The 19,363-nt window shown below is 60.0% G+C and carries 16 protein-coding genes; 9 read left to right on the top strand and 7 right to left on the bottom strand.

Going from position 1 to position 19,363, the window contains the following annotated elements; translation table 11 throughout:
* Positions 1-8 precede the first annotated feature (8 nt).
* The 3 genes from glgC to glgP all read left to right on the top strand — a co-directional run bounded on the left by glgC (position 9) and on the right by glgP (position 5,441).
* Positions 9-1,286 (top strand): glucose-1-phosphate adenylyltransferase, encoded by a 1,278-nt coding sequence (glgC, locus tag GKN89_RS20480; RefSeq protein WP_019455185.1) that lies wholly within the window; start codon positions 9-11, stop codon positions 1,284-1,286.
* Positions 1,287-1,421: 135 nt separating this feature from the next.
* Entirely contained in the window at positions 1,422-2,852 is a 1,431-nt protein-coding gene (gene glgA / locus GKN89_RS20475; RefSeq protein WP_063918386.1) for a glycogen synthase GlgA, read from the top strand.
* Between the two features lie 141 nt (positions 2,853-2,993).
* Positions 2,994-5,441 (top strand): glycogen phosphorylase, encoded by a 2,448-nt coding sequence (gene glgP / locus GKN89_RS20470; RefSeq protein WP_025159897.1) that lies wholly within the window; start codon positions 2,994-2,996, stop codon positions 5,439-5,441.
* A 57-nt stretch (positions 5,442-5,498) separates the two neighbouring features.
* On the opposite strand, the gene glpD is transcribed toward glgP, so the two are convergent.
* The 6 genes from glpD to ulaG all read right to left on the bottom strand — a co-directional run bounded on the left by glpD (position 5,499) and on the right by ulaG (position 11,425).
* Positions 5,499-7,007: a glycerol-3-phosphate dehydrogenase gene (gene glpD, locus GKN89_RS20465; RefSeq protein ID WP_019455182.1), complete on the bottom strand. Its 1,509-nt coding sequence runs from the start codon at positions 7,005-7,007 to the stop codon at positions 5,499-5,501.
* A 247-nt stretch (positions 7,008-7,254) separates the two neighbouring features.
* Positions 7,255-8,013 carry a DeoR/GlpR family transcriptional regulator gene (locus tag GKN89_RS20460; protein WP_004930797.1) on the bottom strand — a complete coding sequence of 253 codons (759 nt, stop codon included), beginning with the start codon at positions 8,011-8,013 and terminating at the stop codon, positions 7,255-7,257.
* A 51-nt stretch (positions 8,014-8,064) separates the two neighbouring features.
* A complete protein-coding gene (gene glpG / locus GKN89_RS20455) occupies positions 8,065-8,901 on the bottom strand; it encodes a rhomboid family intramembrane serine protease GlpG (RefSeq protein ID WP_019455181.1) in 837 nt (278 codons plus the stop codon).
* Between the two features lie 171 nt (positions 8,902-9,072).
* A complete protein-coding gene (gene glpE, locus GKN89_RS20450) occupies positions 9,073-9,399 on the bottom strand; it encodes a thiosulfate sulfurtransferase GlpE (protein WP_019455180.1) in 327 nt (108 codons plus the stop codon).
* An 84-nt stretch (positions 9,400-9,483) separates the two neighbouring features.
* Positions 9,484-10,239 carry an HTH-type transcriptional regulator UlaR gene (ulaR, locus tag GKN89_RS20445; RefSeq protein ID WP_154747644.1) on the bottom strand — a complete coding sequence of 252 codons (756 nt, stop codon included), beginning with the start codon at positions 10,237-10,239 and terminating at the stop codon, positions 9,484-9,486.
* A gap of 121 nt (positions 10,240-10,360) precedes the next feature.
* Positions 10,361-11,425, bottom strand: coding sequence for an L-ascorbate 6-phosphate lactonase (gene ulaG, locus GKN89_RS20440; protein WP_019455178.1), 1,065 nt, complete (start codon positions 11,423-11,425; stop codon positions 10,361-10,363).
* Between the two features lie 366 nt (positions 11,426-11,791).
* Between ulaG and ulaA the strand changes: the two genes are divergently transcribed.
* The 6 genes from ulaA to GKN89_RS20410 are packed head-to-tail and all read left to right on the top strand — an operon-like array spanning position 11,792 to position 16,217.
* Entirely contained in the window at positions 11,792-13,189 is a 1,398-nt protein-coding gene (gene ulaA / locus GKN89_RS20435) for a PTS ascorbate transporter subunit IIC (protein WP_019455177.1), read from the top strand.
* Between the two features lie 14 nt (positions 13,190-13,203).
* Positions 13,204-13,512: a PTS ascorbate transporter subunit IIB gene (gene ulaB, locus GKN89_RS20430; RefSeq protein WP_025159898.1), complete on the top strand. Its 309-nt coding sequence runs from the start codon at positions 13,204-13,206 to the stop codon at positions 13,510-13,512.
* Positions 13,513-13,522: 10 nt separating this feature from the next.
* On the top strand, positions 13,523-13,993 hold the full coding sequence (ulaC, locus tag GKN89_RS20425) for a PTS ascorbate transporter subunit IIA (protein ID WP_019455175.1): 471 nt from the start codon (positions 13,523-13,525) through the stop codon (positions 13,991-13,993).
* Between the two features lie 12 nt (positions 13,994-14,005).
* On the top strand, positions 14,006-14,662 hold the full coding sequence (locus GKN89_RS20420) for a 3-keto-L-gulonate-6-phosphate decarboxylase UlaD (protein WP_154747643.1): 657 nt from the start codon (positions 14,006-14,008) through the stop codon (positions 14,660-14,662).
* Positions 14,663-14,671: 9 nt separating this feature from the next.
* The gene (locus GKN89_RS20415; RefSeq protein WP_154747642.1) at positions 14,672-15,580 is read left to right on the top strand and encodes an L-ribulose-5-phosphate 3-epimerase; all 909 of its coding nucleotides are present in this window, start codon (positions 14,672-14,674) and stop codon (positions 15,578-15,580) included.
* Positions 15,531-16,217, top strand: coding sequence for an L-ribulose-5-phosphate 4-epimerase (locus tag GKN89_RS20410; RefSeq protein ID WP_154747670.1), 687 nt, complete (start codon positions 15,531-15,533; stop codon positions 16,215-16,217). Before GKN89_RS20415 ends, GKN89_RS20410 begins: the two co-directional genes overlap by 50 nt.
* A gap of 3 nt (positions 16,218-16,220) precedes the next feature.
* On the opposite strand, the gene malT is transcribed toward GKN89_RS20410, so the two are convergent.
* Positions 16,221-18,935, bottom strand: a complete 2,715-nt coding sequence (gene malT / locus GKN89_RS20405; RefSeq protein WP_033631899.1) for an HTH-type transcriptional regulator MalT — start codon at positions 18,933-18,935, stop codon at positions 16,221-16,223.
* Positions 18,936-19,363: the final 428 nt, after the last annotated feature.

The following is a 19,363-nucleotide window of genomic DNA, read 5'->3' as shown; positions in this document are numbered from 1 at the left end:
AGTCCGCTATGGTTAGGTTTGAAAATAAAGACCCCCTGATGTTGGCGCGCCAGCTGCCGATTAAATCCGTAGCGCTGATCCTGGCCGGCGGCCGCGGCTCACGTCTGAAAGATTTGACCTCCACCCGCGCCAAGCCCGCCGTCCACTTTGGCGGCAAGTTCCGCATCATCGATTTCGCCTTGTCGAACTGCCTGAACTCCGGCATTCGCCGCATCGGCGTGATCACGCAATACCAGTCGCACACGCTGGTGCAGCACATTCAGCGCGGCTGGTCGTTCCTTAACGAGGAGATGAATGAGTTCGTCGATCTGCTGCCGGCTCAGCAGCGCCTCAGCACCGAACATTGGTACAAGGGTACGGCCGACGCGGTGTACCAGAACCTGGACATCATTCGCCGTTATGAAGCCGAATACGTGGTGATCCTGGCGGGCGATCACATCTACAAGATGGATTACTCGCGCATGCTGATCGATCACGTCGAGAAGGGCGCTCAGTGCACCGTGGCCTGTCTGCCGGTGCCGCGCAGCGAAGCCAGCGAATTCGGCGTGATGAAGGTGGATGAAAGCGACCGCATCATCGAGTTTCTGGAAAAGCCCGCCGATCCACCGGCGATGCCGGGTAACCCGGATATGTCGCTGGCCAGCATGGGCATCTATATTTTTAATGCCGCCTATCTGTTCCAACTGCTGGAAGAGGATATGTCGACCCCCGGTTCCAGCCACGATTTCGGCAAGGATCTGATCCCGAAAATCACCGCGCAGCAGGCGGCGTGGGCGCATCCGTTTACCTTGTCCTGCGTGACGTCCAACCCCGACCTGCCGCCTTACTGGCGCGACGTGGGTACGCTGGACGCCTACTGGCGCGCTAACCTCGATCTGGCGTCGGTGACGCCGGAGCTGGACATGTATGACCGCGCCTGGCCGATCCGCACCCACATGGAGCCGCTGCCACCGGCCAAGTTCGTGCAGGATCGCTCCGGCAGCCACGGCATGACCATGAACTCGCTGGTGTCCGGCGGCTGCATCGTGTCCGGATCGGTGGTGGTGCATTCGGTGCTGTTCCCGCGTGTGCGAGTGAACTCGTTCTGCACCATCGACTCTACCGTATTGTTGCCGGACGTGAACGTCGGCCGTTCCTGCCGCCTGCGGCGCTGCATCATCGACCGCGCCTGCCATATTCCGGAAGGCATGGTGATCGGGGAAAACGCCGATGAGGACAGCAAGCGTTTTTATCGCTCGGAAGGCGGCATCGTGCTGGTGACGCGCGAAATGTTGTCAAAATTGTGAGTTAACGTGGGTGGCGGAACGATAGCCTGCCACCCGATGAACGGTTCGATGGCTTGCGCAACGCGGCACGCATAACAGCGGCAAGCCTGCTTTATTTCTTATCCAGAGGCCTTCGGCCGACTTTCAGGAGTGATAATGCAGGTCTTACACGTATGTTCTGAAATGTTCCCCCTGCTGAAAACAGGGGGGCTCGCAGACGTGGTTGGCGCACTGCCGGCGGCGCAAATCGCCGAAGGCGCCGATGTTCGGGTGCTATTGCCCGCTTTCCCTGACGTACGCAACGGCATTCCGGACACCGTGCTGGTGGCGGAAATCGACTCGTTCGCCGGCCGCGTTGGCCTGCGCTACGGCACCTACCATGGCGTGGGCATTTATCTGATCGACGCGCCCTGGCTGTATGACCGGCCGGGCAGCCCGTACCACGATCAATCCATGTACGCCTACCCCGACAACCACCGCCGCTTTGCGTTGCTGGGTTGGATGGCCTGCGAGCTGGCCAAGGGGCTGGACCGCTACTGGCGCCCGCAGCTGGTGCATGCCCATGACTGGCACGCCGGCCTGACCTGCGCCTATCTGGCCGCCAACGGCCATCCGGCACGTTCGGTGTTCACGGTGCATAACCTGGCCTATCAGGGCCTGTTCTCCGCCCATCACGTGACCGAACTGTGGCTGCCGGCGTCGTTTTACGACGTCTACGGCCTGGAGTTCTACGGCCAGATGTCGTTCCTCAAGGCCGGGCTGTTTTATGCCGACCACGTGACCGCCGTCAGCCCGACCTATGCGCGCGAAATCACCCGGCCGGAGTTCGGCTACGGCATGGAGGGGCTGCTGCAGGAGCGGCAGCGGCAGGGCAGGTTGAGCGGTATCCTCAATGGCGTCGACGACAAGATTTGGCATCCGGCCCACGATCCGCGGCTGACCGCCCGCTATGACGCCGACGATCTGAAAAGCAAGGTCAAAAACAAGCTGCATCTGCAAAAGACCATGGGGCTGAAGGTGGACGAATCGCTGCCGGTATTCGCGGTGGTGAGCCGTTTGACCAGCCAGAAAGGCCTGGACCTGGTGTTGCAGGCGTTGCCCGAACTGCTGGCGCAGGGCGGGCAGCTGGCGCTGCTGGGCGCCGGCGACGCGGTGCTGCAACAGGCGTTTCTGGCCGCCGCCGCCGACTATCCTGAACAGGTTGGCGTGCAGATTGGTTACCACGAATCCTTCTCCCACCGCATCATCGGCGGCGCCGACGTGATTCTGGTGCCGAGCCGCTTCGAGCCCTGTGGGCTGACGCAGCTCTACGGCCTGAAATACGGCACGCTGCCGCTGGTGCGCCGCACCGGCGGGCTGGCGGACACGGTGGTGGACTGCGCGCTGGAAAACCTGGCCGACGGCACCGCCAGCGGATTCGTGTTCGACGATTGCGACGCCGTCGCGCTCGGCAATGCCATTCGCCGCGCCATGGTGCTGTGGAGCCGGCCGAAACATTGGCGCCACGTTCAGCGTCACGCCATGAGCGTGGACTTCGGCTGGCCGGTGGCGGCGAAAGAGTATCTGTCGCTTTATCAACGCTTGTAGCCCGCGTTTCGCGTCTCGGGTTGACGCGCGGCGGGCAGCCGTTTGGGTTGATTGTCGGGGCGCGGCGTGCCGCGTCCATGTTCAGCGGGGCCAGCTATTCCGCGGCGGATGGCTGGGCTCCCTACAAGGGATTAAAAAGCCATGACTTCACCGTTTAGTTACACCTCACCTACGGTCAGTGTGGAAGCGCTGAAACACTCCATCGCCTATAAGCTGATGTTTATCGTCGGCAAGGATCCGGCCATCGCCAACCGGCACGACTGGCTGAACGCCGTGCTGTTCGCGGTGCGCGATCGCATGGTGGAGCGCTGGCTGCGCTCCAACCGCGCCCAGCTGTCGCAAGACGTGCGGCAGGTGTATTACCTGTCGATGGAGTTCCTGATCGGCCGCACCCTGTCGAACGCGCTGCTGTCGATGGGCATCTATCAGGACATCGACAACGCGCTGAACGAAATGGGCCTGAGTTTGGCGGAACTGCTGGAAGAAGAGAACGACCCCGGCCTCGGCAACGGCGGTCTGGGGCGCCTGGCGGCCTGCTTCCTCGATTCGCTGGCGACGCTGGCGCTGCCGGGGCGCGGCTATGGCATTCGCTACGAGTACGGCATGTTCAAGCAAAACATCGTCAACGGCCAGCAGATGGAATCGCCCGACTACTGGCTGGAATACGGCAATCCGTGGGAGTTTCCGCGCCACAACACCCGCTACAAGGTGCGCTTCGGCGGCCGCGTGCAGCAGGAGGGCGCCAAGGCGCGCTGGCTGGAGACCGAAGAGATCGTGGCCATCGCCTACGATCAGGTAATCCCCGGTTTCGACACCGACGCCACCAACACCCTGCGGCTGTGGAGCGCGCAGGCCAGTAACGAGATCAACCTCGGCAAATTCAACCAGGGCGACTACTTCGCGGCGGTGGAAGATAAAAACCACTCGGAAAACGTGTCGCGCGTGTTGTATCCGGACGACTCGACCTCTTCCGGGCGAGAGCTGCGGCTGCGGCAGGAGTATTTCCTGGTGTCGGCCACGGTGCAGGATATTCTCAACCGCCATTGGTTGATGCACAAAACCTTCGACAACCTGGCGGACAAGATCGCCATTCACCTCAACGACACCCACCCGGTGCTGTCGATTCCCGAGCTGATGCACCGGCTGATCGACGAACACAAATTCCAGTGGCTCGACGCCTGGGAAGTGGTGGAGCAGGTGTTCTCTTACACCAACCACACGTTGATGAGCGAGGCGCTGGAGACCTGGCCGGTGGATATGCTGGGCCGCATCCTGCCGCGCCATCTGCAGCTGATTTTCGAAATCAACGATCACTTCCTCAAGATGGTGCAGGAAGTGGCGCCGGGCGACAACGATCTGCTGGCGCGCGTCTCGATCATCGACGAAACCAACGGCCGCCGGGTGCGCATGGCGTGGCTGGCGGTAGTGGCCAGCCATAAGGTCAACGGCGTTTCCGCCCTGCATTCCGAACTGATGGTGCAGTCGCTGTTCGCCGACTTCGCCCGGCTGTTCCCCAATCGTTTCTGCAACAAAACCAACGGGGTGACGCCGCGCCGTTGGCTGGCGCTGGCCAACCCGCCGCTGGCGGCGGTGCTGGACGACTGCATCGGCCATAATTGGCGCACCGATCTCAGCCAACTGAGCGAGATCAAAGCCAACATCGATTACCCGAGCTTCCTGCAGGCGGTGCAGCGCGCCAAGCGGCAGAACAAGGAGCGGTTGGCGCTGCATATCGCCAAAACGCTCAACGTGGTGGTCAATCCGGATGCGCTGTTCGACGTGCAGATCAAGCGTATCCACGAGTACAAACGCCAGTTGCTCAACGTGCTGCACGTCATCACGCTGTATAACCGTTTGCTGGACGATCCGGAAATCGAGCGCGTGCCGCGGGTGGTGATCTTCGCCGGTAAGGCTGCCTCGGCCTACTATGCCGCCAAACAAATTATCCGCTTGATCAACGACGTGGCCAAAGTGATCAACAACGATCCGCGCGTGCATACTCAGCTGAAGGTGGTGTTCATTCCGAACTACGGCGTCAGCCTGGCGCAGATCATCATTCCGGCGGCGGATCTGTCGGAACAGATCTCGCTGGCGGGCACCGAAGCCTCGGGCACCAGCAACATGAAGTTCGCGCTGAACGGCGCGCTGACCATCGGTACGCTGGACGGCGCCAACGTCGAGATGCGCGAGCACGTGGGGGAGGAGAACATCTTTATCTTCGGCAATACCGCCGAGCAGGTCGAGGAACTGCGCCGCAACGGTTACAACCCGCGCCAGTACTATGAGCAAGACCCTGAGCTGCATCAGGCGCTGACGCAGATCGCCACCGGCGTGTTCAGCCCGGAGGAGCCGAAACGCTATGGCAATTTGTTCGACTCATTGGTGAACCTCGGCGACCACTATCAGCTGTTGGCGGATTACCGCAGCTATGTGGACACGCAGGACAAGGTGGACGAGGTGTATCTCAATCAGGACGAGTGGACGCGGCGTGCGGTGCTGAATATCGCCAATATGGGCTACTTCTCATCCGATCGCACCATTCAGGAGTACGCGGATGAAATCTGGCACATTCAGCCGGTGAAACTGTAAAGCGTGAGAGCAAAAGAAAAGGGCCGGATAACCGGCCCTTTTTTGTGACGCTGCGGCTCAGGAAGCCAGAGACAGCGCTTTCGTTTTCGCGTGTTCCGCCAGCCAGGCTTTCACGCGCGCCTGCTGCGCCTCGTCCAGCCACATGCCCAGCTTGGTGCGGCGCCAGATAGCGTCGTCCAGTTCTACGACCCACTCTTTCTCGGTCAGGTAACGCAGCTCGGCTTCATACAGACCGTGGCCGAAATCTTCGCCCAGATCGGCGAGGCCATTAGCGCCGGCCAGGATCAGCTCGCTCTGGCTGCCGTAGGTGCGGGCATAGCGACGCGCCAGGGCTTCCGGCAGCCAGCCGTGCGCGCGGCGCAGTTTGGCCGCGTAGCTGTCGCGGTCACCGTCGATGTCACCGCCCGGCAGCGTGGCGTTTTTGGTCCACGCCGGGCCGCAGCCTGGGTAGTAATGCGCCAGTTTTTCCATCGCATGTTCGGCCAGCTTGCGGTAGGTGGTCAGCTTGCCGCCGAAGACCGACAGCAGCGGCGCCTTGCCTTGTTCGTCGTGCACGTCCAGCGTGTAATCGCGGGTGATCGCCTGCGGTGAGTCGGATTCGTCATCGCACAGCGGACGCACGCCGGAATAGGTCCAGACGATGTCGTCGCGGCCCAGCTGCTTCTTGAAGTGGTCGTTGTACACTTTCAGCAGATAAGCGATTTCGTTCTCGTCGATCTTCACGTCTTTCGGATCGCCTTTGTACTCCACGTCGGTGGTGCCGATGATGGAGAACTCGTCATTCCACGGGATCACGAACACGATGCGGTGGTCTTCATTCTGCAGAATGTAAGACTGCGGCTGATCGTGCACGCGCGGCACCACGATGTGGCTGCCTTTGATCAGGCGGATGCCGTAAGGCGATTTCAGCTTCAGGCCGTCGTCGAAGAAGTTTTTCACCCACGGGCCGGTGGCGTTCACCAGGCCTTTGGCGCGCCAGGTGAAGGTTTTGCCGCTGTCGATATCGACCGCTTCCACCATCCACAGGCCGTTTTCACGCCATGCGCGGGTCACTTTGGTGCGGGTGCGCACTTCGCCGCCGCGTTTTTCCACTTCCTGCGCGTTCAGCACCACCAGGCGAGCATCGTCAACCCAGCAGTCGGAATATTCGAAACCGCGCTTCAGTTCAGGCTTCAGCACTGACTCTGGTCCAAAGCGCAAGCCCTTGCTGCCCGGCAGGCTGGTGCGTTTGCCCAGGTGATCGTACAGGAACAGGCCGATGCGGATCATCCAGGCCGGACGCAGGTGCGGCTGGTGCGGCAGGCGGAAACGCATCGGGAACGCGATGTGCGGCGCCAGCTTCAGCAGCACTTCACGCTCGGCCAGCGCTTCGCTCACCAGACGGAATTCGTAGTGTTCCAGGTAGCGCAGGCCACCGTGGATCAGTTTGGAACTGGCGGAAGACGTAGCACAGGCCAAGTCTTGCGCTTCCAGTAGCAGTACCGACAGCCCGCGCCCGGCAGCATCCGCCGCGATGCCGGCACCGTTGATGCCGCCACCGATAACGATCAAGTCTTTGGTTTCCACGTCATCTTCCTCCAGATGTTCGAAATAGCTCTTTCATGTTCGTTTTCGCTCATGATTGTAATCAAAAACCAACAAGCAAGCCAAGAGTTAACCAAACAAAAACATTTAGGCGTGATAGAGGTAACAGTTTGGTGATGATAGTCACATAATTGATGTGGATATGGCGCGGGCGCGCAGGCAGCGCTGGGCAAGGCGAGTAGAGGGGCGTGAAACGGGGCGGCGGTGCGCCCCGCAGGTTAAGACCGGATCAGCACAGCTCCAGCTGCACGTCGTACTGCTCGATGATTTTCATCACGCTCGGCGGCGGTAACTGATCGGTAAACAGGTAGTCGATCAGGTTCATGTTGCCCAGGTTGACCATGGCGTTGCGGCCGAATTTGGAGTGGTCGGTCACCAGCATCACACAGCGGGAATTTTCGATAATCGCGCGTTTGGTGCGCACTTCGTGATAGTCGAATTCGAGCAGCGAGCCGTCCATATCGATACCGCTGATGCCGAGAATGCCGTAATCGAGGCGGAATTGGGAGATGAAGTCCAGGGTGGCTTCGCCCATGATGCCGCCGTCGCGGGTGCGCACTTCACCGCCGGCCAGGATCAGGCGGAAGTCTTCCTTGGCGGTCAGCAGGGTGGCGACGTTGAGGTTGTTGGTGACCACGCGCAGGTTCTTGTGGTTCATCAGCGCATGGGCCACCGCCTCCGGCGTGGTGCCGATATCGATGAACAGCGTGGCGCCATCCGGGATTTGGCTGGCGACGCGCTGCGCGATGCGGGCTTTCTCTTCCGACCACATCACCTTGCGATCGTTATAGGCAGCGTTGACCGAGCTGGAAGGCAGCGCCGCGCCGCCGTGGTGACGCTGGATCTTGTTCTGGTCGGCCAGGTCATTCAAATCGCGGCGAATCGTTTGCGGGCTGACGTCAAAATGTTCGACCAGCTCTTCCGTGCTGACGTAACCCTGCAGGCGCACCAGCTCGATAATTGCGTCATGACGCTGTGTTTGCTTCACGATAATCCCCTAAAACGCCCGCTATGCCCGCTGGGGCATAGCTCCCGGCTGTTATTGTTCGTTGTGTGCGCGATGACGCGTATCCCAAAATGCCATCAATAACCCTAACACTAAACCGGCTACGTGTGCCGCGTTGGCGATCGACATTCCTAACATATCGAAATATCCGGCCACCAGCCACAGCACCGAGAACGCCATCAGGCCGCGCGGCAGCATCAGGCCGCGCTCCGGCGCCCGTTCGCCCGAGAGCCAGACATAGCCCATCAGCGCATAGACCACGCCCGACAGCCCGCCGAACAGCGCGCCGCTGAACAGCGATTGCGCCCAGCCGCTGAAGAAGGCCGACACCACCGCCAGCACGAACAGCTTGCCGGCGCCGAGGCGTTTTTCCATCTGGCCGCCGAGATACCACCACCACATCAGGTTAAACAGAATATGCAGCAGGGAGAAATGCAGGAATGCATGGCTGATCCAGCGCCACAGCTGTAAATACTGGCTGCTGTCTTGCGGCCAGGAAAGCCAGTACATCACGGTGTCGTCGCCCAGCACCTGCATCAGGATATAGACCGCGATGCACAGCACCATCACGCCGAGCGTCAGCGGCCCGGCCTTGCTGCGCAGGGTGTGCAGGTAGGATTCGCTCTGATAATGCAGGCCGGCGTCGGTATGGCCGGTCTGCCAGCTGGCTGCCTGATAACGGCGGTTGAGCGGATCGGCCAGAAACTGCTGCAGCTCGTGTTGCACCTGCTCGAGGTGGCCGTCGTCGGCCAACCAGATTTCCGCCGCTTCGCCGCTGTTGCGCAGCTCAAGCCGGATGCCCTGGGTCGCCATATAGTCGACAAAGGCCAGCGCCAGGCGCGGGTTGGATATGGCGATTACTCTAACCATTGCTCTTCCGTCGTAAGTGAATGATTTTGGCCGCGGCTTGCGCGCCGGCGACCCTGACGGCCGATTATAACGTCGAAATCCTGAGCGCTGGCAAACGGATCTGCGAAAAACCCGCGAAAACGCTCACAAAAACGCAGGGGAAGCCCGCCGATGCACGGCGGGCGGAGGGAATCAGGCGGAGGTTTCCACGTCTTGCGGATACTGACGGGCCCAGGCCTCGAAGCCGCCATCGATGCTGTAGACCGCGTCGAACCCCTGGTGCAGCAGGTATTGCGCCGCGCTGCGGCTGCTGTTGCCGTGGTAGCACATCACCATCACCGGCCGCTCGAAGTCGTTTTGCTGCATGAAAGCCGACAGGGTGGCGTTGGTGAGGTGAAAGGCGCCCGGCGTATGCCCGGCTTCAAAACTTTGCGGATCGCGGATGTCGACCAGGGCGGCGCTGCCCTCTTTCCAGCGGGCGTAGGCCTGCTCAACGTTGATCGCTTCGAACTGTTCCATACTGCTGACTGCCTCGTTATTGGGGGACGCCGCTATTGTAACCAACTCTGCGGCGTTTAAGACCAGAGCAAGGTTGTGGTTTTGTCACACCAGCAGCACTTCAACGCCTTGCTGACGCAGTTGCTCAACGATCGCGGGATCGGCGGCGCGGCCGGTGATCACCATGGCGATTTGCTCGGTGCGGCTAAACAGCATGCCGGCGCGTTGGCCGACTTTACTGCTGTCGACCAGCACTACCAGTTTGCCGACGTAGTTGAGCATCTTCTGTTCTGCCATCGCGGTCAGCATATCGGTTTTATACAGACCGTCAGCGGTGAGGCCGATACCGCTGGTGAACATCCAGTGGCCGGCGTACAGGGTTGCGTCGCCTTCCTGAGGCGCCAGCGTAATCGACTGAGTTTTGTTGTACTGGCCTCCCATGATCACCACGCTGTCGTGATCCTGATCGATCAGGTAATTGGCCAAGGGCAGATAATTGGTGATCACCTGAACCTGCTTACCGCAAATTTCACGCCCCAGCAGAAATGCGGTGGAGCCGCAGTTGATCACCACGCTTTCACCCGGCTGGCAGAGCTGCGCCGCCGCCGCCGCGATGCGCATTTTCTCGTCCAGATGCTGGGTCTGGTGAATATTGAGCGGCGTCCAGGCCGGACGAGGGGTTTGCGTGGCTTCAGCGCCGTTGCGCACTTTGCGCAATTTGCCGATTTCATTCAGTTTGTTGATGTCCCGGCGCGCCGTGGCCGGAGAGATGTCAAACGCCGCGATGACGTCCGCCACGGAGATTTGCCCCTTGCGCTGCAAGAGATTGAGAATGGCATTGTGGCGTTGGGACTCAGTCATGCGGGCTCCATCGGAAAGAGGGGGAACATAGTAGCGTTGATTATATGCGCGCCGTTTGACGATTTGAATCATTGCCGTTCAAAAGCGCGCATCGTTGTGCGGGGTTGCTTCAGCCCGCCGATTACAGGAAGGATTTGAAAGGCAGGTCGGGCTCGATGGTGAAGCAGTCGTCAAAGCCGCGCGGGTAGTGATATTCCAGATTGTCTTTGTCCTGCGGCCAGATGAACTTGCCGCCAACCTGCCAGATAAACGGTTTGAAACCGTACTTGAGCCGGTCCTTTTTCATCTCCCACAACACGCGGATCTCCTGCGGGTCTGCCTGGAAATTCGACCAAATATCGTGGTGGAAGGGGATCACGACCTTGGCGTTCAGCGATTCCGCCATGCGCAAGATGTCTGCGCTGGTCATCTTGTCGGTAATGCCGCGTGGGTTCTCGCCGTAGGAGCCGAGGGCGACATCGATCTGGTGATCGTTGCCGTGCTTGGCGTAATAGTTGGAGTAGTGAGAATCGCCGCTGTGATAAAGGTTACCGCCCGGCGTTTTGAACAGGTAGTTGACCGCCCGCAGATCCATGCCGTCCGGCAGTACGCCCGCGGCCTTCTGTTCCACCGGCAGCGTGATCAGCGCCGTACGATCGAAAGCATCCAGCGCATGGATTTCGACGTCCTTGATTTTTATCACGTCGCCAGGTTTGACGGTGATGCAACGCTCCGGCGGCACGCCCCAGCCAATCCAGATATCCACGCAGCTTTTCGGTCCGATAAACGGGACGGTGGGGGCGCAGTTCTGCAGCACTGCCGCCGCGACGTTCACATCGATATGATCATTGTGATCGTGAGTGGCCAATACGGCGTCTATCTGGGTAATGGCGAACGGATCGAGCACGAATGGGGTAGTGCGCAGGTTCGGTTGCAGTTTCCGCACCCCGGCCATGCGCTGCATTTGGTGGCCGGTTTTCATCAGCGGGTTGCCGTGACTCTGCTTGCCGGTGCCGCACCAGAAATCGACGCACAGGTTGGCGCCCTCTTCGGACTTGAGCCAGATGCCGGTGCAGCCCAGCCACCACATGGCGAAAGTGCCGGGCGCGACGTTCTCCTGCTCTATCTCTTCGTTCAGCCAGGTGCCCCATTCGGGAAAGGTGTTCAATATCCAGGACTCGCGGGTGATGTCGTTGACTTTACTCATGATGCGCTCCTCGTTGGCAGTGATTTCCTGTGTGATAAAATCACAAATAATCAAATAAAGATTTTTTGTGATCTATTTTGACGAAATCTAGCACCGTTCGTTGACGCTGGCAACGATCGAAATCGCGCATTCTCTCCCTTCACTGGCGCTTGCTCGGACGTTTTATGCCGTATTGTCTGGGCTGAAGGCTCAACTCGGTCTCCGCGGCAAAACGAAATGGTTAATGTGTAATACATTGAAAATAAGTGATATTTGTTTTTATCTTGCGAGCTTGCTCACAAATGGTCATGTTTAATCTTTTTGTGATTATTGGTGATTGGTATGGTGGATGCGTTACCTGCATGCCAACCTTTCCGGGAGAGCCGTATGGAAACTCTTTACACCATCTTCACCGTCTTTTTTAACCAGGTGATGACCAATGCACCGCTGCTGTTGGGGCTGGTTACGCTGTTGGGTTACACGTTGCTGCGCAAAAGCGCGGCGGTCATTATCAAAGGCACGATCAAGACCATTATCGGTTTCATGTTATTGCAGGCAGGTTCCGGCATCCTGACCGGCACGTTCAAACCGGTCGTGGCGAAGCTGTCCGAGGTGTACGGCATCAACGGAGCCATTTCGGATACCTACGCCTCGATGATGGCCACCATCGAGCGCATGGGGGATGCCTATAGTTGGGTCGGCTACGCGGTATTGCTGGCGTTGGCGCTGAACATTGTTTACGTGTTGCTAAGGCGCATTACCGGCATTCGCACCATCATGCTCACCGGCCACATCATGTTTCAGCAAGTTGGGTTGATCGCGGTATTTTTCTACATTCTGGGCTACGGCATGTGGACGACGGTATTGTGCAGCGCGCTGTTGGCTTCACTGTACTGGGGCATCACGTCCAACATGATGTTCAAGCCGACGCAGGCGGTGACGGAAAACAGCGGTTTCTCCATCGGGCACCAACAGCAGTTCGCTTCGTGGCTGGCCTACAAGGCCGCGCCGTACCTCGGTAAAAAAGAGGACAGCGTGGAAGATCTGAAGCTGCCCGGGTGGCTGAACATTTTTCATGACAATATCGTGTCCACCGCCATCGTGATGACGCTGTTCTTCGGCATCATTCTTTGTTCGTTCGGCCTGGACACCCTGCAGGCGATGGCCGGTAAAACCCACTGGAGCATCTATATCCTGCAAACCGGGCTGATGTTTGCGGTGGCGATTTTCATCATCGTGCAAGGCGTGCGCATGTTCGTCGCCGAATTGACCGAGGCCTTCAACGGTATTTCCCAACGTCTGATCCCCGGCGCGGTACTGGCCATCGATTGTGCCGCCATTTACAGCTTCGCGCCCAACGCCGTGGTGTGGGGGTTTATGTGGGGCACCATCGGCCAGCTGATCGCCGTCGGCATACTGTTGGCGCTCGGTTCTTCCATCATGATCATTCCCGGTTTCATTCCCATGTTCTTCTCTAACGCCACCATCGGCGTATTCGCTAACCACTTTGGCGGCTGGCGCGCGGCGATGAAGATCTGTCTGGTGATGGGGATGATAGAGATCTTCGGCTGCGTGTGGGCCATCAAACTGACCGGGTTGAGCGCCTGGATGGGAATGGCGGATTGGTCGATTCTGGCGCCGCCGCTGATGCAAGGGCTGAGCCTCGGCCTGTGGTTTATGGGCGTGGTTATCGTTATCGCGCTGCTCTACATGTTCTTCGCCGGGCGTACGCTGCGTGCAGAAGAAGATGCTGAAAAACAATCGGTTGAACCAGCGTCACGTTAATAGGAGTGCAGATTATGACGGTACGAATCCTGGCGGTATGCGGGTGCGGGCAAGGCAGCTCCATGATCATGAAAATGAAAGTCGACCAATTTTTAACGCAGCAAGGCGTAGATCATTCGGTCAACAGCTGTGCGGTGGGGGAATACAAATCCGAGTTGAACGGAGCCGACATCATCATCGCTTCTACCCACGTCGCGGATGAGATCGTCGTCAGCGGCAACAAATACGTAGTCGGGGTGCGCAATATGCTCTCGGCGGCGGACTTTGGCCCGAAGTTGATGGAAGTCATCGGTGCGCATTTTCCGCAAGATTTGAAGCCGTGAGGAGCGAGTGATGAAACTGAGCGATTCGTTGGCGCAGAACAACGCTATCCAACTGCAGGCTGAAGCTGCCGACTGGCGGCAGGCGGTGCGGCTGGGCGTCGATCTGCTGGTGGCTGCCGGGGTGGTGGAACCGCGTTATTACGACGCCATCCTGGCCGGCGTCGAACGGCATGGCCCTTACTTCGTGTTGGCGCCGGGTCTGGCGATGCCGCACGGTCGGCCGGAGGAAGGGGTGCTGAAAACCGGCTTCGCCTTGGTCACCTTGAAAACGCCGGTGTGTTTCGGCGATGAGGACAACGATCCGATAGACATCTTGATCACCATGGCGGCGGTGGACGCCAAAACGCATCAGGAGGTGGGCATCATGCAGGTAGTGAACCTGTTCGAAGATGAGGCGAACTTCGATCGCTTGCGGGCCTGCCGTCGCGCGAGCGAGGTACTGGCGTTGATCGACAAAACGTCCGCTGCGGCGGCGAATTGAGGGAGACAAGCAATGAACACGCATTTACCGATGTTGCAGGTGGCGCTGGATAACCTGTCGATGGCGGAAGCATACAAGACGACCCGCCTGATCGCGGCGGAAGTCGACATTATCGAGGTGGGCACCATTTTGTGTGTGGCGGAAGGCGTGCGAGCCGTGCGCGATCTGAAAGCGCTGTATCCGGATCGCATCGTGTTGGCGGACGCGAAAATCGCCGACGCGGGCCAGATTCTGGCGCGCATGTGCTTTGAAGCACACGCCGATTGGATCACGGTGATCTGCTGTGCCGACATCAATACGACCAAGGGGGCCCTGCAGGTGGCGCATGAGTTCGGTGGCGACGTGCAGATCGAACTGACGGGATTTTGGACCTGGGAACAGGCGCAGGCGTGGCGTGAGGCGGGGATTGAACAAGTGGTGTATCACCGCAGCCGCGACGCGCAGGCCGCAGGCGTCGCCTGGAGCGATGACGATATCCGCGCGGTACGTCGCCTGAGCGAGATGGGTTTCAAGGTGACGGTCACCGGCGGTTTGGCGCTGGAAGACTTGCCACTGTTCCAGGGTATTCCCATCCATGTCTTTATCGCCGGGCGCAGTATTCGCGATGCCGCCGATCCTGTCGCCGCGGCGCGGGAATTCAAATCCGTCATTGCCCAGCTGTGGGGCTGAGGAGCGGTTATGTTGCACAAATCCGTGCCGTTAGGCATCTATGAGAAAGCGTTGCCGCCGGGTGAAGACTGGCTGGCGCGCCTGCAACTGGCGGGTGAATTGGGATTCGATTTCGTTGAAATGTCGATCGATGAAAGCGACGGCCGCCTGGCGCGGCTGGACTGGAGCGCCGAACAGCGGCTCGCGTTGGTCAACGCCGTTGCGGCGAGCGGCGTGCGGGTGCCTTCACTGTGCCTCAGCGCCCACCGGCGTTTTCCGTTGGGCAGCGAAGACGACGCGGTGCGCGACCGGGGACTGGAGATCGTGCGAAAAGCGATTCGGCTGGCGCAGGATACCGGCATCCGGGTGATCCAACTGGCCGGGTATGACGTTTATTACCAGCGGTCTACTGAGCAGACCCGTGCCCGGTTCCGCGCCGGATTGGTGCAGGCGGTAGAGATGGCCAGTCGCGCTCAGGTCATGCTGGCGATGGAAATCATGGACTATCCGCTGATGAATTCGATCAGCAAGGCGCTGGGCTATGCCCACTACCTGAATAACCCGTGGTTTCAGCTGTACCCGGACATCGGCAATTTGTCTGCCTGGGACAACGATGTGCAGATGGAGCTCATGGCCGGACGCGGGCACATCGTGGCGGTGCACGTTAAGGATACGCGGCCGGGAGAATTTAAGAATGTGCCGTTCGGCGAAGGCGTGGTCGATTTCACGCGCTGCTTCGAAACGCTGCTTGCGAGCGGCTATCGCGGCCCCTATCTGCTCGAAATGTGGAGCGAGAAGGCACCCGATCCGCGGCAAGCGGTGCGGGAGGCGCGCGCTTGGGTGGTTGCACGCATGGCCGCGGCCGGATTGGAAATAGGGGGGGAGCATGCTGGAACAACTGAAATTGCAGGTCTACAAAGCCAATATGGCGTTGCCTGAACACGGGCTGGTGACCTATACCTGGGGCAATGTCAGCGGCATCGATCGGGCCGGCAAGCTAGTGGTGATCAAACCCAGCGGCGTCCCTTATGAAACGATGCGGGCTGAGGATATGGTGGTGGTGAATCTGCGAGGAGAGGTTGTTGAGGGGCAACTGCGTCCTTCATCCGATACGCCGACCCATTTGGCGCTATACCGGGCATTTCCTCAACTCGGCGGTGTCGTGCATACGCATTCCACCCATGCCACTGCCTGGGCCCAGGCGGGGGCGGCGATACCGGCGTTCGGCACCACCCACGCCGACTATTTTTCCGGCGACATTCCTTGTACCCGTGCGCTGACGGCGGAAGAGGTGGCGCGGGAATATGAACTGAACACCGGTAGGGTGATCATCGAAACCTTGAAAGGACTCGAACCGTTGCACATTCCCGGCATCCTGGCATATCAGCATGGCCCGTTCAGTTGGGGCAGCTCGCCGGATGAGGCGGTGCATAATGCGGTGGTGCTGGAGGAGGTGGCGAAAATGGCGTGGATCAGCCGGGGTATTAACCCCGGCCTGAGGCGGATCGATGAACACCTGTTAGCGAAGCATTTCAGCCGCAAACATGGTGCCGGCGCTTATTACGGCCAGCGTTGACTATCAGGCACCGTACCCCATCATCTTCAACAGCTGCTGCGCCTGCTGCACCGCTTCCTGGCGATGGGCCACGCCCAGTTTCTGGTACAGATTGCGGATGTGCGTCTTGATGGTGGTGGCCGCCACGTCCAACTCGCCGGCGATCTGGTCGTTGCTGTAACCGGAATAGATCAGCCCCAGCACCTGCCATTCGCGTTGGGTCAGCGGGCTGGTGCGGATAAGTTCCGGCACCTGCGGATGGGTCAGCAGTTTATCGACGAAGTTCTCGTCAAAATGCGCGAACTTGTGCCGATGATGCTGGTTGATGTCGCGCAGGATGCGCTGGGCGCGATGCTGCTCCAGCTCCGGCAGCGTGTTGAGCTGGATCAGCTGACGCAGCTGCTGCGCCATCGCTTCGCCCTCGATGACGAAGTGGCTGATAAAGCCGGTGCGGTTGGCCAGCGATAGCGCTTCGATCAACGCCTGCTGCGCTTCGCCTTTGCGCTCTTGCAGCCAGTAAAGCTGGTTGCTGAGCAGCAGGTTGCGGTTGAGATCGCTCACCAGTCGCAAGCGGCGAGCGTTTTCGTTCAGTTCATCCAGCACCACCCCTGCCTCTTCATACTGGCCGAGCAGGATCTGCACCCGCGCGATGTTGCGCCATTGGCCCTGCGTGAAGTGGTTGTCCGCCATGCCGGGTTTTTCGGTGTGGCGCAGCCACTGGGCGGCGGCGGCGGTGTCGCCGGTCATCTGCCAGTGGATCACCCGCGATTTGTCGGTATTGGTCAGCCAGTCGCGATGGTAGTGGGCGCCGTGCAGCAAGGTTTCGCAGCGCTGCAGGTGGGTGTTGGCGTTGTCCAGATCGCCGCGCGCCAGCGAGCATTTGGCTAACATGGCAATGCACTGCAGCTGCTGTTGCGGCTGGTAGTTCGCCAGGATTTTCAACCCGCTGCGCGCCGCGTCTTCAGCCTCGTCCAGCCGCGACCACGACCACAGGATCTGCGCGCGGATGCGCAGCAGGAACTCGTGCATCGGCAGCTGTTCCAGGTGCTGCTCGCGGATCAGTTCGAACGCCTTGTCCTGGGTTTCGTAAGCGGCCTGCAGAAAGCCTTGGGCGATAAGAATTTCGCTCTGCTGCAGCAGCGCCCAGAGCGCGTAATGGTTCGCCTGATGGCGTCGCGCCATCTGCTCGGTCTGCTGCATCATCGGCAGCGCGCGCGCCAGTTCGCCCTTGCAGTGGTGCACTTCGCCGGTCACCGAGGTGGCGACGATGCGGCTGTAATAGCTCGACAGCGGCAGGAATTTCAACGCTTCGGTCGCCAGCCGTTCGGCTTCTTCCGGTTTGCCGGCGTTGATCGCCACCTGGGCGCGCAAGGCGTCGAACTCGGCGTGCAGCGTTTGGTCTATCTCGATTTTCTGTTCGCGCATGGTGCGCTCGGCGCGCTCCAGCAGGGTGTTGACCTCACTGTAGCGGTGCTGGCTCTGCGCCAGCCAGGCCTGCAGCAGCGCCAGCTTGGGGTTTTGAATCAGGCGCTCATAAGGCAGCGCGTTGAGGCACTCCTCCAGCAAAGCCAGTTCGCTGTGGTGGAACAGCGACCAGGCGTGTTGCAGCAGGATATCGCGCAGCATGCTGACGTCGCTGGCCGCCAGCGCGTGGTGAATGGCCTCCGCCGGATACCCCAGCGCCAGCCAGCCTTCGGCGGCGGCACGGTGCAAGCCCGGCAGCTCCAGCGCCAGTTCCCACTGGCAGCGCTGGCGCAGGAAAGAGGCGAACAGCGGGTGGAAGTTGAACCACTCGCCGGTGTCGTCCATGCGGTGGATAAACAGCCCCTGGCGCTCCAGCTCCTCCAACCGTTGCTGGCCGTTGTCTTCGCCGGTCAGCCGCACGATCAGCGCATCGTTCATCGAGCGCAGCACCGAACAGCGCAGCAGGAAGGCGCGCGCATCGGCATCGACGTGGTCCAGCACTTCATCCACCAGGTAGTCGGACAGATGGCTGGCGTTCAGCCCCGCCAGCCGCTTGGCCGACAGTTGGGCCGACGAGGCGGATTGGCGGGCCGACAGCGCGATCAGCTGCAGCGCGGTGGCCCAGCCTTCGACTTCATCGCACAGACGGCTGCTGTCCTGCTGTTCCATCGGCGCCGCCAGGCGGCAATCGAAGAACTGTTTGGCTTCCTGGTGGGTGAACGCCAACTGTTGCGTCCCCATTTCCAGCAGTTGATCGCGCACCCGCAGATTGGCGATACCGAGCGGCGGCAGGGTGCGCGAGAGCAGGATCAGCGTCAGGTTCTCCGGCTGATGGCGCAGGAAAAAGCGCATGGCTTCGTGGATGGCGTCGTTGGTGATCAGGTGGTAGTCGTCAATGACCAGATACAGCGGCTGGTGCCAGTCGGCCAGCTCGATAAACAGCTGGGCGAACAGCGCCGACAGGCTGGCGTACTGGTGTTTCTGGCTCAGCGCCTCGCTCTTGACGCAGCGGCCGCCGCTGGCCTGCTGCAGCGCGGCGATCAGGTAGCTGGCGAAGCGCTCCGGCTGGTTGTCGCTCTCATCCAGGGAATACCAGCCCAGATCGGCTTTGCCGGCCGCCCATTGGGCGATCAGCGTGGTTTTCCCGTATCCCGCCGGGCAATTGACCAGTGTCAGGCGATAGTTGCCCGCGCTGGCCAGTTTGGCCAGCAGGCGATCGCGGATCACGGTATTTTGCAGCCGTACCGGGCGGCTCAGTTTTGATGGGATCAGCATAGTATTCCAGGGTATAAATCGCGGTTCCCGCCGGGATTGGAGTGGCGCTAATTATTTTATGGTTCGTAATTAATAGCTCCCCCTAACTTCTGCCAACCCTAAACGTATTGCAACAAGCTTCCGCATCGGCTTGGAGTTAAGTTGCTGCCGATCACACTTTTTTACGTTTGGCGCCGGCGCGCGGCGATGCGATGGCGGATCGCATTTCCGGCCATGGACAAAACTTCAGCAGCGCGAATACTTGTGCTAACGTCATGGTTAACGTTCTCAGTGCTCGCCGCACGCGTTGGCGGGCTTTTTTGCATCGTTGCAAGGGAGTCAAAAAGTGCCTGAGATCACAATTCCAGCTACGCCCCAATCCTCCTCCCCAGCTAATCCCCAGGCGGGATGATGCCGTCAGGCTTTCTCACCGGCACGATAGCGGCAAT

Source organism: Serratia sp. YC16 (assembly GCF_009707615.1).
GTDB lineage: Bacteria > Pseudomonadota > Gammaproteobacteria > Enterobacterales > Enterobacteriaceae > Serratia > Serratia surfactantfaciens.
The sequence above is the reverse complement of the archived record's forward strand: the minus strand, read 5'-3'. Positions and strand labels throughout refer to the sequence as shown.